Consider the following 14283-nt stretch of genomic DNA (forward strand, 5'->3'; position numbering starts at 1 on the left):
CGGGCCGGACTCTAGCATCAGATGGAGGAGTTCTCGGGGGTCAGAGCAAGACCATCGCGCCCGCGACAGCCGCCGATGTGAACCCGTTCTCCGGGTCGCTCTCGCTGGTGGTCGAGCCGCGGCTTTCGAGCGCAACCCGCTGGTATGTAACCGCCGACCCCGGCGAGATCGACGGGATGGAGTTCGCCTATCTCTCGGGCGCGGAAGGCCCGCAGGTCGAGAGCCGTTCGGGCTGGGACGTGGATGGGGTGGAGATCCGGGTGATCCTCGATTTCGGGGCCGGGTTCATCGACCACCGCGGCTGGTTCATGAACGCAGGCGCGTGAGCATGGCCGACCTCGCCCAGCTCACCGCCTGGCGGGACGCCCTGATGGCCGCGCGCTATCGGGGCGTCCGAACCGTCGAATACGACGGCAAGCGCATCACCTACGCGAGCGACGGCGAGATGGCCGCCGCGCTCGCGGACCTCAACCGTCAGATCGCGGGCGCCGCGGGGCGCGTCTCCGTCGTCCGCATCCAATCCTCGAAAGGGCTCTGAACCATGAAGACCTACATCCAGAATGGCCACGTCATCACCGTGCCCACACCCGCAGGCGGCATCGCCTCGGGCGAGGGGCTGATCGTCGGCAACATCTTTGGCATCGCCGCCTACTCGGCCGCCGAGGGCGACCCGCTCGAACTGGCGACCACCGGCGTCTACAAGCTGCCGAAGGCGAGCGCGGCGGTGCTGGCGGTCGGCGCGCGCGTGGCCTGGGACAACACGGCCAGGCAGATCAACACGCCCGGCGCTGGGCGCTTCCCCATCGGCATCGCTATCGAGGCCGCGGGGAACGGGAGCACCAGCGTCGCGGTGCGGCTGGATGGGGTCGCGACGGCGGCGGCGTGATCCATTGGAGGGATCGCAACGCAATCTCGAACGCGTTTCGCATCGACCGTACGGCCCGCTCAGGGGCCGCGCTTGTCGCGGGCACGTGCTCCCGACTCGGCGCCATCCGCTGACACGGGCCGCCAGCGTTCTGTTGACACAGTGTTGACACGGGCTTGGAACGCAAGAAGCCTCCCGCGAGGGAGGCTTTTAAGCTGCTGTATTATTTGTGGATTTTGGTTGCGGGGGCAGGATTTGAACCTGCGGCCTTCAGGTTATGAGCCCATAGAAGGGCAAAGCGGAATAATCACCGAAATCAGCGCCTTACGGGGCAAGCCTTTGTTCAGGCGTGATTTTCGCCCTCGCAAACATCAGCGTTCGCACGGATTTACACGCAAGACTGGCACGAAGGCCGCAGTCGCAGGTTGATGTGGTGTTGATTTAGCCCACGCCCCCCCTGCAGATTATCATCGCAGACGGTCTTGTCAGCCTTCATTTCCGATGTTCCTGAAGCCCTAGCTCGCCCCACATCCAGCCGAAATCGTACTCGGCAATCGGACCCTCGCCATGTCCGGCGCTGCGGTTCTCCAGCATCTTCAGCCAGTCGATGACCTTCTCACGCCCCGCAGCCGTCCGGACAGCCTGGCGAGGTGACTTGCCGCCCAGTGCCGGGATCGGTGCGTCCAGCGTTTCGCGGTAATGCTTGTCCAGGTGATCCCGCATGAGCTGTCGCGCGATCTCGGGCGGGATTTCATCGGCCGCCTCGCTTGGCCCATCACGCCGTTGGTCGGCCCGCATCTGCTCGACCGTCCGGATCGTGGTCAAGGGTGCCTTCAGCAGATCCCCGGCGGCGGCGCCGATCAAGGTCTGGACCTTGGCCGCGCGCTCGGCCGAGTTGACGGTCACCAGCAGCGTCTTGCCCGTCAGTTCCAGCGAGCCCAGAACGGTTGCGCCTTCCATCTGCGTGTCGAGCATGATGCCGCCGCCCGCCTTGCCACCACGACCCTTGCGCGTGGCCAGCCAGTTCCAGAACTTCGGCCCCTCGGGCAGGAAGCCCTTTATGCGGTCCAACCGCTCCGCCACCGCTTTCTGCGTGACGCCTGTGGCAAACGGATACCGCAGATCGTGAAACAGCACATCATCGCCGTCCGAGTTGGTGAACTGCGGTTGCACCGGGGTGAGAGCGCGGTCGATCTCGATGAACAGCCAGGCGGAAGTGAAAATCGGTGCGCAGCCCATCAGTTGATCGTGCGAAAGCCGCAGCGCATCCCGCTTCTTTAGCTTCAGGGCATCGCGAAGCCCGGCGAAAAGAAAATCCACCGCCTCGGCCCGGAAGGGCAACAGGGCCCCGGAGATGACATGGTGATCGCGCTCGGGCACCACCCGCACAGCGATCCGGTCCCATTGCTTCAGCGTGCGCGTGGCGGATTTCTCTTTCACCGTGACAGGTGCGGCATCCGACAGCAGGTCGCGCAGCACCATCGACGTGCCGGGCTGGACATCGCTGACTTCGTACAGACTGACCGGCGCATCCCGCAGCGCCGCGAAATAGGCCCGGTTCAGCGCCGTTTCCTTCCAGCCGCGCCGTTTCAGATAGAGATCGACGATGTTGCCGTCCTCGTAGCGCTGCCCAAGGAAATCCTCGAACCCGCAGCCCCAGAGGACGCCTGACCACTGCTCGCCAAGCAGGTCGGCCAAGCCGTCCTGATCGATTTCGAATTCCTCCAGCGCGGGCATCAGGTGTTCTGCGACAATATCCTGCAGCCGCTCGCGCCAGTCACCTTCTCGGCCGATGAAGGCCAAAAGGCCGGAAATGTCGTTGCGTTCAGCCATAACCAGCCCTGTCTATGCCGGTCTAGCGACCGATCTTTCTTTGAATATCATCGCGCAGGGCAGCCATGGCCTCAGCGCGCACACGCCACCCTGCATCGATTTGGCTGGCTTCAAATAGTCGTCCAGTGAGCCGCCGTGCGACGATGAGCTTCTCGCGGCCAAGTGGCAGGTCATCGAACAGCTTCTGGTCCTCGGCAATGCGGACCTGGCGCCGGTTCGGCAACCGAAGGCCGTTGTTGGTGACAGCAACTCCGGTGACGATCCGCGGCTGACCGGGCCGAAAGAGCTTGGTCTTGTGCCCATGAAGGTGCCGTTTGCCGATGGCCTTCCGAGCTTCAAACAGGAGGCGCCGCGTCGCCCCTGCCCCCGTGAATACAATGTCATCGACGTAGACGGTCATCTTGCAGCCAGACGCTTCGGCCAAGACCGCAAGTTCATGAAACAGGTCCTCGTAGGCGAAGTACGAAAGGATTGGGCTGGCGCTGCTGCCTGTTGGCAGATGTCCGTCCACGGTCAGAAGCTTCGCGAGCATTCCGGCAACATCACCGTCGCAAGCCATTCGGTCCAGGAATAAGTGATAGACGGCCTGAGCCCTCGCTGACGGATAGAACCTCCGGACGTCGATCTTGACGCACCCGTCGTCGACGGAATGTGCGGCCGCATTGGAGATGTAGGATCGCCCCTTCTTGGCCGAGTGCAGGTAGGCTGGCGTGTCGATCCTGGTCAGAAGGGTTGCGATCCTGCGATGTACCTTTGCGAGCTTCGGTCGAGGTTCCTGGATTGCCCGACCGGACTTCTTGTCGATCCACCGCTTGTAGGGGTCGGCATTCGCAAGGAGCGCGTGCAGTTCCCCTCGGGAAATCAGAAGGCGATCCGCCAGCATCTGCGGGCTTGTTACCTTGTACAGGATAGACTGGTTGCGGTCGTGGCTCACCTGCCCGCCCCACGATACTCGGAGATTGTCGCAGCCCAATCCAGCATTTTCAGCGCCTTGTCAGCCACGTAGGCCCGGATGGCATCGGCCTTTCCAGCACCCTCCACGCGCTCAGCAAACAGCATGAGCGATGACATCGGAATATCGAAGGCCGTGGAATACTTCTCCAGCACCGCAAGAGAGACGTTCTTTTCGCCACTCTCGATCTCCGAAACATAGGATTTTGAAAGCCCGACGCGTTCGGCCACGTCTGCCTGCGACAGGTCGTGGTAGACCCGAACCAGGCGAAGAGCTTCATTCAGCATTTTTCTCCCATCCTCAGCAGTTGAACACCTAGGAGCCGTCTCAGAAGAAGAGTCGCGCCAGATACACGATGGCTTTCACCATCCAGAACGCGACCATCAAGGTCCGACGTTTCCGAAGAACACGCCGAATCCAGCGACGGATCCACTGCCCGGTGCTCAGGGGCTTCACAGGTTCAGTACCCATGTCGCAACCTCCTGGGCTTCCTCGCCGGGACCATCCCGACGAGTGTGCCGCCTTCCCAAGAGGCAATCAGGGCAGAGGCTATCTCCTAGGTATCCCCGTGCCGCAACGCGAGCTGCGGACTTAAGTCGTCGGGTCGTCGTCGCGGATCGCATTGCGCGGATGCGGTCGCCACGCCCCGAAGTGGGTAGAGGCCGGAGCCTCCTCGATCAGCGAACCGATCAGCCTATGGCAGCTATCTCTCACCTGAGCATTAATCGCTAGATAGAGCACGTTGTTCGCCATTTCAAGCCCCGCGTTCGCCAAGGGCGAACTGAATATGCCACCATTCCGGTATAACACTATATGTAGCGCCTTCAGGGCGCCCGAAGCGGATGACCGCCGAAGCTTCAAATGATATCCACAGCATCGTGCTGGCCACCCCCTTGCTCCGAATCGAAGCCCGCGGCAGGTTACACCCTTGAGGAGAGCAGCCCTCAACCATAAGCATAACAGGTCTATCAGAACGGCATTCGGGCAGGGTCGAGGCGCTTCGGCGCCCCCAACGACCTTGCCACCGATCATGTTTTCCCCCGCACCATCGCGCTGCGGGCTGCAGGTGGTTTGAGCCAAGCCGATCCTCTGTCTGAAGGAGGATGTATCGTTCATGGGCTTGCCGCCGCGCGTCTATTTCACCGTTCACGAAGTCACTGCCCGCTGGGGCTGCAACATCGCAGATGTCGCCGGGTGGGCCGATTCAGGCCGGTTCCGGATCCTGACGGGCATCCACGCCGTCCGCTGCAGCGACGTCGTCGTCGCGGGAAAGGTTGTGTTGTCCCCGATGGACCTTCTGCCGCTCTTCCGCCGCTGCGGCACCGGCCCCACCGAAGGAATGATGCGCCGTATCCAGCCGATCGGGCGACAGGACTGGCTGCTCATCACGGATCCTGCCTGCGGCATACCCGTCGCCGTTGCCGACATGCTGATTCTGGCCGAAGAGGTTCATGCCTTCGAGGAAGAGAACGAGATGGTGCGCCGCGTGACGAGCGGGCCGGGTGCTGCCACGCCCTATGACTGGGAGGGCATGACGGTCGCCCTGATCCATCGCATCCATGAGCGGGGCCTCCCCGCCACGCAGGCCGAGCTGGTCGCCGAGATGCAGGACTGGTTCGCGGATCAGTCGGACGGCCGGAAGATCCCCGACAGCCGCAGCATCCGGCGCAGGGTGACCCCGGTCTGGAAGAAGCTGCGGGGAGATGGGGCGTGAGGTTGCGGCGCGACTATCTGGGTCAGGCGGACTGGCGTCCCCCCTGCTCGTCGGCGTCATGGACCAGCCGGGGCTTGGGTCGGAAGGCGCTCGCCACCGCGTCCACACCGGCGCGCAGGGGCGAATCCATCAGGTGGGCATAGCGCAGGGTCGTCTGCATCTGGCTGTGACCCAGAAGCTTGCCAATCATTTCCAGCGAGGCCCCGCCGCTGACCAGAAGCGATGCGAAGGTGTGGCGCAGGTCATGAATCCGGACGTCGTGCAGCCCGCAATGCTTCTGGACCTGCGCCCAGAAGCGGCGCACCTCCTGAACCGGCTGGCCGGGCGTGTCGCCGGGAAAGAGCCACGGCGATCCCTTCGGCACCAGCAGCTGCCGCTGGCGTACGATGGCGGCCGTCTCGTCCGAGATGGGTACGCGATGGGCGCGGCGCTGTTTTGTCATGGTCGGCGGCTTCGACCAGCTCATGTGCTCGAGGTTGAACTGTTCGAACCGCGCCTGCCGCACCTCGCCCAGACGGGCGCCGGTCAGCATGCACATGCGGATGATGTCGGCCGCGCGCCGGTCCTCGGCCGCATCCAGCACCGCGGCCAGCTTGCTGATTTCCTCCTTCGAAAGGAAGCGTTCGCGCGGCGTCTCGGTGCGACGGTGGAAGCGCTGGGCGGGGTTCTCCTCGCACCAGCCCCACTGGACCGCCAGCGTGAACATCTTGCGCAGCACCTCCCCGATACGGTTGGCGCGCACCGGCGTGGGCTTGGCCCCCTGCAGCTTGCGCGCCCGGTTGTTGGGCTTTACCTTGTGGGGCCGCGCCCTGCCCTCGGCGATCTTGGTCAGCAGCTTGTCGACGTCGGTCGGCGTGATCTCCGTCACCAGCTTCCGGCCCCAGACCGGCTCCACCATCTTGGCCAGCGCCGACCGCTGGTCGGCTGCGCTTCGTTCCGACAGTTTCGGAAGATGTTCGGCGCAGTAGCGCTCGATCAGATCGGTCACGCGCGGGGCTTCGCGCTTTGCCTCGCGCTGGCCCAAGGGGTCGGCTCCGGCATCGATCTCGCGCCGCAGTTCCTTGGCCCGCTCCCGGGCGGCCGATACGGACCATTCCGGCCAGCGCCCGAAAGTCATCCGGCGCTGGCGCCCAGCATTGCGGTAATCCAGCGTGAACGCCCGGCCACCGCCGCGGTAGATGCAGGCGGCAAACCCCCGGACCTCGGTGTCGAAGATCTGGTAGTCCCGCCCCGGCACCGGCTCGGCCTCGCGGATCACCTTCTCGGTCAGCTTGATGCGTTCGGGCATGGCTTCGGTCCTTCTTGCATCCGACATGAGGCGTGGCTTCGCCTGCATATCAAGGCAAGCATGACGAGGATGATGGCGGGGAGGCGGAGGGTGGCAGGAAGGACGCCAGAGCCGTGCCACCCCTTGTTTTCCTGAGATTTCGGCGCTGGGCGGATCGATGCGCGACTGGCGACGACAGGCGCAATGTGACGTGTGAAAGGGCAAGCACGGTCGTCGCGCTGCAAATCCGGCATTCAACGACCCGCAGAGCGACAAATCCTCAAGGAATTCATTGGGTGGCAGGGGTGCCGTGTCGGGTGCCACCCCCTCTTTACCCGTCAATGCCGGTCAAACACGGTCAATCAGGCTGTTCGCTGGTGTTTGCGGCCATGGCGTCCGTTTCGCGCATCTGGCAGGAGCGGCCGCAATCTTCCTCCGCCACCCGAGGAACATCGCAAACCCCAATATACAAGGGGTGGCACAAAGCTGGCATCCTTTCCGCCACCCTCCGCCTCGCCGCCACCCCTCGGGCTCTGCGCTCACTGGTCCCTGCAAGACGTCCCCGATCTGCGGGGCCAGGACCAGGAGACCCCGATGCCGCATCTCGGATCGATGCCAGACCCGAAGGACAAACCCCGCACCCTGCTGGTCGGCTGGATCAGCCGTCTCGACCTCGCACTGGAACTCGGCCTTTCGGTCGACACGCTGCGCCGCTGGGAGGCCATGCGGACGGGCCCACCCTGTGTTCGGGCCGGACGCAAGGTCTACTACCGTCGCGCAGCTGTCGAGGAATGGCTGGAGGAGCTGGAACAGGCCGCCCCGCGCCGCCGTCGTGCCGGAGGGCGCCGGTGATGCAGGTGCCGCCCCGCAGTTCCGCCTGGCCCGCCGACCGCGTGGCCGAAGCCCGCGCCGTGATCGCCGATGTCACGCATCACAGCGATCTCCTGATCCGGCTCGCCTGCAATGTGCTCGTGCAGCATGGCGAGACTCCGGCCGAGCGAACGGAGGCGCAGCGCCTACTGGTGGTCGTCGATGCACGACGGCCGGTACGGCGCGCCCAGCGCGAGGATCAGGGGAGGGCCGCCCGATGAGGCGCCGTGGTACCCCCGAGGCCGATTTGCAGCGTTCCGTCGTGCAGGCGCTGCGCATCGCCCTGCCCCGCTCGGCCATCATCCACCACTGCGCCAACGAGGTGACCGAGGCCGGGCCCCGCGGGGCCAAGCGCCAGGCGATCCTCGTCGGCATGGGCGTCCATGCCGGGTTCGCCGACCTGATGGTGATCTGCGACAGCCGCGTCCTGTTCCTCGAGTTGAAGGCGCCGAAGGGGCGATTGCGGCCAGAGCAGGAGGCGTTCCGCGATGCGGTGCAGGCGCAGGGCTTTGGCTGGGCGCTGGTGCGCAGCCTCGACGACGCGCTGGGCGCGCTGGCCGATCACGGCTTCACCACGCGCATCGCTCCTGCCCCGCGGAGGCCCGCGCCATGAGTCACGAGGCCACCAACTGGGCCATCAAGCAGCGCGGATTGAAGCCCACGACCAAGATCGTGCTCTGGCACCTCTGCGACCGGTTCAACCCCGACTACGGCTGCTTCCCCTCACAGGACCGGCTGGCCCATGACTGCGAGATCAGCCGGTCGACGCTGAACGATCATCTTGGCCAGCTCGAGGCGGTAGGCTTGCTTCGGCGGGTGCCGCGGCTCGATCCCGTGACCAAGCGCCAGCTGCCGACACGCTACATCCTGGGGTTCGAGCCGGGCTTCACACCCGTGGCTGTGGTGCCGTGTCCGGAAATCGGACATGGGGAGGATGAGAGATCAGAAATCGTCGACGATGCCAATGCTTGTACTGGTGACGGCATGGCCAATGCGCTGCCGTGTCCGGATTTCGGACACGGGGATTGTGCCAGAGCCGTGTCCGATTTTCCGGCTGACCCGTGTCCGGAAAATGCCGAAAGCCGTGTCCGAAATCCGGACACTAACCCTGTAAGGGAACCTCTAAGTAAACCAGTAAAGGAGGAGGAGGGCGCGCAGGCGCGCGAGGCGATTTCCGATGCGGTTTTCGGGGACCTGCTCGACGCGCTGGGCCTCGATCCCGACGCGCTGCCCGGCTGGTGGCAAGGCTGGCCGCCCAGGCTGCACGTCCAGCGCTGGCGCGACGAGCTCGGGCTGACCGAGGCCGAGATCATCGCTGCTGCCGAGGCCTCCCGCCAGGAACATCCCGAACCGCCCGATGGGCCAAAAGCGCTGGACCGAGCGATGCAGCGTGCCGCCCAGCGCAAGGTCGAGGATGCCGGGCGGGAGCGCCAGAAGCCGAAGGCAGCCCCAGCCCCGGCCGCAAAGCCGATCACCGACCTGCCAGCCTTCTACGCCGATCTGGTCAACTCCGACCGCTACCTGCCGGTCAGCGCAATCAGCAATACGATGCGCGATGCCATGCTGGCCCGGGGTCTGGTCACGGCCGAACGCCTGCGCGAGCGCGGGGTGCGGTGAATGGCATGGTGTCACGTCCCCGGCACGGATTGTCCCTCTGCGCAGGCGGCGGAGGTCTTGATCTGGGCCTCATGCTGGCCGAGCCCGGCTATCACACCCGCGCTTTCGTCGAATGGGAGGACTGGCCAAGGGCAGTCCTTATCGCCGCCCAGCGCGCCGGATACTTCGCCCCGGCCCCGATCTGGGCCGACCTGCGCAGCTTCGACGCCCGCCCCTTCCGCGGGGCGTTCGACGTCGTCCTCGCCGGATACCCCTGCCAACCCTTCAGCGCGGCCGGGAAACGCGGCGGGGCGGACGATCCCCGCCACCTCTGGCCAGACGTCGCCCGCGTCATCGGCGAATGCCGCCCGGAATGGATCTTCCTCGAAAACGTCGCCGGTCACGTCACCCTCGGCCTCGAGACCGTCCTGCGAGAGCTATGGGGATTGGGCTACACGCCTGCGGCGGGCCTGTTCTCGGCGGCAGAGGTCGGCGCGCCGCACGAGCGGCTGCGGATCTTCATCTTGGCCCACACCGATGAGCCTGCACCCCGGCACCGGCAGCTACAACCCGGCCGGGAACAGCGACTTCACTCGCAAGGCGGAAGCGCTTGCGCTGGGCATTGCGAAGTCGCTGCCGAACCACTGGCCGACACCGGCCGCCCAGAACTGGAAGGGAAGTTCCGAGGCCAGCATCACCCGCAGCGACGGCAAGTCCCGGATGGACCTGCTGCACTACCGGGCGGAACAAGGCTTCACCCGCCCGGCCCCGGCGACCTCGCCGGGTGGGCTGCGGTCCTTGCCGCACGCCCCGATCTCGCGCCCGCTCTGGGCTTCGATGATTGCCTTGCATGGGCGCGTCGTCTCGCGGCGGATCCTGAAGGGCCGGTCGCGGCGGTGGCTGAACCCGCTCTTCGTCGGATGGCTGATGGGCTGGCCCATCGGGCACGCGCTCTGCGCCTGCTCGGCAACGGAGTTCACCCTCTGGCAGCAGCACATGCGTGGCGCTCTCTCGCAGTTGCCCATGGCCTCGGGCCCGTGGATCTGGCGGCCGACCGATGCGGCCCAGCGCCCGGCGCAGAAGGATTTCCTTGAAGGATTGCAGCCATGAGTTTCTACGGCCGTGTCAGCGGCACCAGGGTCAAACGCGCGCTGGGCGTGCAGGCGGCGCTGGAATGGGCATTCCGGATCGAACAGGCGCAGCTGGACCTGCCGCTGCCCCCGGACGTCACCGACGAAGGCTTCGGCTTCGGCTTGGAGTACGTCCTGCTGCAGCGTGCCGTGCTGGGCTGCAAGATCGACGGCGGCCAGCACAAGATCGGCGGCTACACCCACGAGGACGCCGAAGTCATCGCCGCAACAGTCGCCGGGATCCCCGACAGCCTCGGCGGCAAGCGCATGGCGATCCGCGTGGCCGAGCTGGCCCGCGCGGGGCTGACACCGGACTGGATGCCTGGTGCCGTCCCGCGTTGCGTGCCGAGCATCGTGAAGCAGAACCAGCACGGCACGCATGCGGGCGCCATCGTCGTCGGCACCGAACGCATCCGGGTGCGTGGCGCGGGCGCGCGCGCCACATGGAAGACCATCGACATCCTGGCCTGCCCGGTCACCTTCTCGCCCCACCCGCAGCAGATCGAAGCCGCCCGGCGTGGATATGACGACTGGCGGCAGGCGCTGGGCTGGGTTCGGGCCGGGCTGATCGAAGGCGGGATGCTGCGGGAGGTTGAGGTGACGGCGGCAATGCCGGGGGTCCGGCCGTGGCTGAGGTAAGGGGATCGTAGGCTCGAAGAAACTGATCGGCCTGCGCGCAACCTGTAGCAATCATGTCCTAGTAATGTTTGGCAAAGTCTGGCACCCTCCTCCTCATCACATTCGAGAGGGAGCAGGTCCATGACGGACCCCATTCTCACTTTGCCAGAGGTCGCCATTTTGTTGAAGGTTGCAGAGAAGACTGTCTACACGATGGCGCAAACAGGCCAGATCCCGGCGTTCAAGGTTCGAGGCCAATGGCGATTCAAGCACGACGATATTGATCAGTGGATCGACGAGCAGAAGGCAGTGGTGAAGGGGAATGCTGCAAAGGACTCCCCCAATGTCTGAGCAGTTCTTCGAAAAGCCGATCCTGAACTCCCCCTATGAATATCCGGGCCGTCATTGGGAACTGGATGCAGACGGCCAGCCAACGAACCGGATCATCGAGACAAGGCGCCGCTCGGACCTCATCACGCCGGTCCCCAAGACGAAGAAGCAGCGGCAAAGCCAGAAGCAGGGCGCTCTGCTTCTCGGTGCTGATGACGATCTTTCGACGGCAGATCAGGAATACAACCCCACCCCGATCATCAACGAAGTCCGAGGATATGTCGAAACGTGGCGCAATCTTCCGAACCCTGATCAGTGGCTGGTGACACCAGAAACTGCCCGACTGTTGCAGCACTGGCGTCACCACAAGTTCGAGGGCGTCCGACCCTTCTTCTGCCAGATCGAGGCCGTCGAAACCGCGATCTGGTTGACCGAGGTCGCGCCAAAGATGGGGCCGCGGGTCGCCAAGTTCTGGGCACACATCAAGGGGGCCAACGAACAGGCCAATCCCGAACTGATGCGCCTTGCGTTGAAGCTCGCGACCGGGGCGGGCAAGACCACCGTCATGGCGATGCTCATCGCCTGGCAGACAGTCAACGCAGTGCGTCACCCGAACAGCAAGCAGTTCTCCAGCCGGTTCCTGATCGTCTCGCCTGGCATCACGATCCGGGACCGCTTGCGCGTCCTGCTGCCGAACGACCCTGAAAGCTACTATCGTTCGCGCGAGATAACGCCGCCTGACATGCTGCGTGACATCCAGGCAGCCAAGATCGTGATCACCAACTACCACGCATTCAAGCTGCGGGAAAAACTGGTGATCGCCAAAGGCACCCGGCAGGCACTGGAGGGCTGGCGCGGCGAAAAAGTCCAGACGCTGGAGACCGAAGGCGAGATGATCCAGAGGGTCATGGGTGACCTGATGGGCCAGAAGAACATCGTCGTTTTGAACGATGAGGCGCATCACTGTTATCGCGAGCGGGTGAAGGACGCCGTTGGCGAGACCGAAGATGATCTGAAGGGCGACGAGAAAAGCGAGGCCAAGGAGAACAACGAGGCCGCCCGCATGTGGATTTCCGGTCTGGAAGCGGTCAAGCGGAAGCTTGGTATCAGCCTCGTCTACGACCTGTCGGCCACACCGTTCTTCCTTCGAGGCTCAGGATACATCGAGGGCACGCTGTTTCCCTGGACGATGTCCGACTTCTCGCTGATGGACGCCATCGAATGCGGGATCGTGAAGTTGCCGCGCGTGCCGATCGCCGACAACGTGCCGGGTGGCGATACGCCCAAGTTCCGCAACCTCTGGGACCACATCGGCAAGAAGCTCCCTAAGAAGGGTCGCGCCGCGGGCAAGGCACTCGATCCGTTCAGTCTTCCGGTCGAGCTGTTGACCGCATTGGAAGCCCTGTACGGTCATTACGAAAAAACCTTCCAGCTTTGGCAGGACAAGGGGATCGGCGTTCCACCTGTGTTCATCGTCGTCTGCAACAACACGGCGACGTCGGAACTGATCTACAAGTACATCTCGGGCTTTGATCGGGTCAGCGACGACGGAACCGAGACCACCCTTGAGAATGGCCGCCTTGCCCTGTTCCGGAACTACGACGACTTCGGCAACCGCATGCCGCGGCCAAACACGATCCTGATCGATAGCGCTCAGATCGAGTCCGGCGAGGCGCTCGACAAGGATTTCCGCGAAATGGCGGCCGTCGAAATCGAGCAGTTCAAGCGCGAGATGGTCGAGCGGACGGGCGACATCACTGCTGGCGACAAGATCGACGAATCCACCCTGCTGCGCGAGGTCATGAACACCGTCGGCAAGAAGGGTCGCCTCGGGGAACAGATCCGCTGTGTCGTCTCGGTCTCCATGCTGACCGAAGGGTGGGACGCGAACACCGTCACCCACGTTCTTGGCGTCCGCGCCTTCGGCACGCAGCTCTTGTGCGAACAGGTGATCGGTCGCGCGCTGCGCCGCCAATCCTATGAACTGAACGACGAGGGGCTCTTCAACGTCGAATATGCCGATGTCCTGGGCATTCCGTTCGACTTCACCGCGAAACCGGTCATCTCACCCCCGGCGGCTCCGCGCGAAACCGTCCGCGTCCATGCGGTCAAGCCTGATCGCGACGCGCTGGAAATCACCTTCCCCCGCGTCGAAGGCTACCGGGTCGAATTGCCGGACGCGCGGCTCGAGGCCAAATTCGGCCCTGATCACGTTCTGGAACTGACCCCGCAGCTTCTCGGCCCGTCCACCACCACCAACCGGGGGATCATCGGCGAAGGCGTCGACCTGACGCTGGAGCATCTGAAGGACATGCGCCAGTCCACCACCCTGTTCCACCTCGCGCGGCACCTCCTCTACACCAAGTACCGCGACCCCGGCGAGGAACCGAAGCTGCATCTGTTCGGTCAGATCAAGCGCATCACCCGCCAATGGCTGGACGGCGGTTATCTGAAATGTACCGGCGGCACCTATCCGGCGCAGCTGGTCTACAAGGAAATCGCCGACATGGCGGCCGAGCGGATCAAGGCGGCCATCACCGAAACGCTGAAGGGCGAAAACCAGATCAAGGCGATCCTCGACGCCTACAACCCCACCGGCTCGACCGCCTTTGTCAACTTCACCACGTCCAAGGCACTGCGCTGGCAGACCTCGCCGACCAAGTCCCATGTCAACTGGGTCGTCTGCGACAGCGATTGGGAGGCGGAGTTCGCCCGCGTCGCCGAAGGCCACCCCCGCGTGCTGTCCTACGTCAAGAACCAGGGGCTGGGCCTCGAGGTACCCTACCTCTCCGGCTCCACCCCGCGCAAATACCTGCCCGACTTCATCGTCCAGATCGACGACGGCAAGCCCGACCCGCTCAACCTGATCGTGGAGGTCAAGGGCTTCCGCGGCGAGGATGCGAAGGACAAGGCGAACACCATGCGCGCCTACTGGGTGCCGGGCGTCAACAACCTCGGCAAGTTCGGGCGCTGGGCATTCGCGGAATTTACGGCAGTGTACGAGATGGAGGCGGAGTTCGGCGAACTGGTTGCTTCGGCAGTTGCAGGAGGGCGCGATGCCTGAAGTTCGGTCTTGCGGAATGGCTCTTGTCCACGTATCTTTACATC

The 14283-nt window shown here is 64.4% G+C and carries 16 protein-coding genes and 1 pseudogene; 13 read left to right on the forward strand and 4 right to left on the reverse strand.

Annotated features, from left to right (window positions below; genetic code table 11):
• The 3 genes from FL625_RS16420 to FL625_RS16430 form a co-directional block, all read left to right on the forward strand.
• Nucleotides 1–326, forward strand: a 326-nt coding sequence (locus FL625_RS16420) for a phage major capsid protein (protein ID WP_494338361.1), incomplete at its 5' end; no start/stop codon positions are given.
• 2 nt (nt 327–328) lie between these two features.
• On the forward strand, nt 329–538 hold the full coding sequence (locus FL625_RS16425; protein ID WP_149589758.1) for a phage head-tail joining protein: 210 nt from the start codon (nt 329–331) through the stop codon (nt 536–538).
• A 3-nt stretch (nt 539–541) separates the two neighbouring features.
• Nucleotides 542–886, forward strand: a complete 345-nt coding sequence (locus FL625_RS16430) for a DUF2190 family protein (RefSeq protein WP_149589759.1) — start codon at nt 542–544, stop codon at nt 884–886.
• Between the two features lie 471 nt (nt 887–1357).
• On the opposite strand, the gene FL625_RS16435 is transcribed toward FL625_RS16430, so the two are convergent.
• The 3 genes from FL625_RS16435 to FL625_RS16445 are packed head-to-tail and all read right to left on the reverse strand — an operon-like array spanning nt 1358 to nt 3937.
• The gene (locus FL625_RS16435; RefSeq protein ID WP_149589760.1) at nt 1358–2698 is read right to left on the reverse strand and encodes a DUF7986 domain-containing protein; all 1341 of its coding nucleotides are present in this window, start codon (nt 2696–2698) and stop codon (nt 1358–1360) included.
• A 22-nt stretch (nt 2699–2720) separates the two neighbouring features.
• Nucleotides 2721–3632, reverse strand: a complete 912-nt coding sequence (locus FL625_RS16440; RefSeq protein ID WP_149589761.1) for a reverse transcriptase family protein — start codon at nt 3630–3632, stop codon at nt 2721–2723.
• Nucleotides 3629–3937 (reverse strand): helix-turn-helix domain-containing protein, encoded by a 309-nt coding sequence (locus FL625_RS16445; RefSeq protein WP_149589762.1) that lies wholly within the window; start codon nt 3935–3937, stop codon nt 3629–3631. Before FL625_RS16445 ends, FL625_RS16440 begins: the two co-directional genes overlap by 4 nt.
• 827 nt (nt 3938–4764) lie before the next feature.
• On the opposite strand from FL625_RS16445, the gene FL625_RS16450 reads away from it, so the two are divergent.
• A complete protein-coding gene (locus FL625_RS16450; RefSeq protein ID WP_149589763.1) occupies nt 4765–5364 on the forward strand; it encodes a hypothetical protein in 600 nt (199 codons plus the stop codon).
• Between the two features lie 22 nt (nt 5365–5386).
• Here FL625_RS16450 and FL625_RS16455 read toward each other — a convergent pair whose 3' ends face one another.
• Nucleotides 5387–6652 (reverse strand): tyrosine-type recombinase/integrase, encoded by a 1266-nt coding sequence (locus FL625_RS16455; protein WP_149589764.1) that lies wholly within the window; start codon nt 6650–6652, stop codon nt 5387–5389.
• Between the two features lie 573 nt (nt 6653–7225).
• Here FL625_RS16455 and FL625_RS16460 point away from each other — a divergent pair.
• The 9 genes and pseudogenes from FL625_RS16460 (at nt 7226) to FL625_RS16495 (ending at nt 14239) form a co-directional block, all read left to right on the forward strand.
• Entirely contained in the window at nt 7226–7483 is a 258-nt protein-coding gene (locus tag FL625_RS16460; protein WP_149589765.1) for a helix-turn-helix transcriptional regulator, read from the forward strand.
• Entirely contained in the window at nt 7483–7722 is a 240-nt protein-coding gene (locus tag FL625_RS16465) for a hypothetical protein (protein WP_149589766.1), read from the forward strand. Before FL625_RS16460 ends, FL625_RS16465 begins: the two co-directional genes overlap by 1 nt.
• Nucleotides 7719–8114 (forward strand): VRR-NUC domain-containing protein, encoded by a 396-nt coding sequence (locus FL625_RS16470; protein WP_149589767.1) that lies wholly within the window; start codon nt 7719–7721, stop codon nt 8112–8114. The genes FL625_RS16465 and FL625_RS16470 overlap by 4 nt, the downstream gene beginning before the upstream one ends.
• On the forward strand, nt 8111–9118 hold the full coding sequence (locus tag FL625_RS16475; RefSeq protein WP_149589768.1) for a helix-turn-helix domain-containing protein: 1008 nt from the start codon (nt 8111–8113) through the stop codon (nt 9116–9118). Before FL625_RS16470 ends, FL625_RS16475 begins: the two co-directional genes overlap by 4 nt.
• Before the next feature lie 71 nt (nt 9119–9189).
• Nucleotides 9190–9588: pseudogene (locus FL625_RS18425) on the forward strand (DNA cytosine methyltransferase); the annotation flags it as partial.
• Between the two features lie 46 nt (nt 9589–9634).
• Nucleotides 9635–10207, forward strand: coding sequence for a DNA methyltransferase (locus FL625_RS18430; RefSeq protein ID WP_235019468.1), 573 nt, complete (start codon nt 9635–9637; stop codon nt 10205–10207).
• On the forward strand, nt 10204–10866 hold the full coding sequence (locus tag FL625_RS16485) for a hypothetical protein (RefSeq protein WP_149589770.1): 663 nt from the start codon (nt 10204–10206) through the stop codon (nt 10864–10866). The genes FL625_RS18430 and FL625_RS16485 overlap by 4 nt, the downstream gene beginning before the upstream one ends.
• A gap of 120 nt (nt 10867–10986) precedes the next feature.
• Nucleotides 10987–11196, forward strand: coding sequence for a methylation-associated defense system helix-turn-helix domain-containing protein MAD1 (mads1, locus tag FL625_RS16490; RefSeq protein WP_101922923.1), 210 nt, complete (start codon nt 10987–10989; stop codon nt 11194–11196).
• Nucleotides 11189–14239, forward strand: a complete 3051-nt coding sequence (locus FL625_RS16495; RefSeq protein WP_149589771.1) for a BPTD_3080 family restriction endonuclease — start codon at nt 11189–11191, stop codon at nt 14237–14239. Before mads1 ends, FL625_RS16495 begins: the two co-directional genes overlap by 8 nt.
• Nucleotides 14240–14283 lie beyond the last annotated feature (44 nt).

The organism is Tabrizicola flagellatus (assembly GCF_008271465.1).
Taxonomy (GTDB): Bacteria; Pseudomonadota; Alphaproteobacteria; order Rhodobacterales; family Rhodobacteraceae; genus Tabrizicola; species Tabrizicola flagellata.

Excerpts from the sequence above, each read along its gene's own strand:
- FL625_RS16455 (WP_149589764.1), bottom strand. The coding sequence starts at position 6,652 with ATGCCCGAACGCATCAAGCTGACCGAGAAGGTGATCCGCGAGGCCGAG.
- FL625_RS16485 (WP_149589770.1), top strand. The coding sequence starts at position 10,204 with ATGAGTTTCTACGGCCGTGTCAGCGGCACCAGGGTCAAACGCGCGCTG.
- FL625_RS16495 (WP_149589771.1), top strand. The coding sequence starts at position 11,189 with ATGTCTGAGCAGTTCTTCGAAAAGCCGATCCTGAACTCCCCCTATGAA.
- FL625_RS16435 (WP_149589760.1), bottom strand. The coding sequence starts at position 2,698 with ATGGCTGAACGCAACGACATTTCCGGCCTTTTGGCCTTCATCGGCCGA.
- mads1 (WP_101922923.1), top strand. The coding sequence starts at position 10,987 with ATGACGGACCCCATTCTCACTTTGCCAGAGGTCGCCATTTTGTTGAAG.
- FL625_RS16475 (WP_149589768.1), top strand. The coding sequence starts at position 8,111 with ATGAGTCACGAGGCCACCAACTGGGCCATCAAGCAGCGCGGATTGAAG.
- FL625_RS18430 (WP_235019468.1), top strand. The coding sequence starts at position 9,635 with ATGAGCCTGCACCCCGGCACCGGCAGCTACAACCCGGCCGGGAACAGC.
- FL625_RS16465 (WP_149589766.1), top strand. The coding sequence starts at position 7,483 with ATGCAGGTGCCGCCCCGCAGTTCCGCCTGGCCCGCCGACCGCGTGGCC.
- FL625_RS16470 (WP_149589767.1), top strand. The coding sequence starts at position 7,719 with ATGAGGCGCCGTGGTACCCCCGAGGCCGATTTGCAGCGTTCCGTCGTG.
- FL625_RS16430 (WP_149589759.1), top strand. The coding sequence starts at position 542 with ATGAAGACCTACATCCAGAATGGCCACGTCATCACCGTGCCCACACCC.
- FL625_RS16445 (WP_149589762.1), bottom strand. The coding sequence starts at position 3,937 with ATGCTGAATGAAGCTCTTCGCCTGGTTCGGGTCTACCACGACCTGTCG.
- FL625_RS16460 (WP_149589765.1), top strand. The coding sequence starts at position 7,226 with ATGCCGCATCTCGGATCGATGCCAGACCCGAAGGACAAACCCCGCACC.
- FL625_RS16425 (WP_149589758.1), top strand. The coding sequence starts at position 329 with ATGGCCGACCTCGCCCAGCTCACCGCCTGGCGGGACGCCCTGATGGCC.
- FL625_RS16450 (WP_149589763.1), top strand. The coding sequence starts at position 4,765 with ATGGGCTTGCCGCCGCGCGTCTATTTCACCGTTCACGAAGTCACTGCC.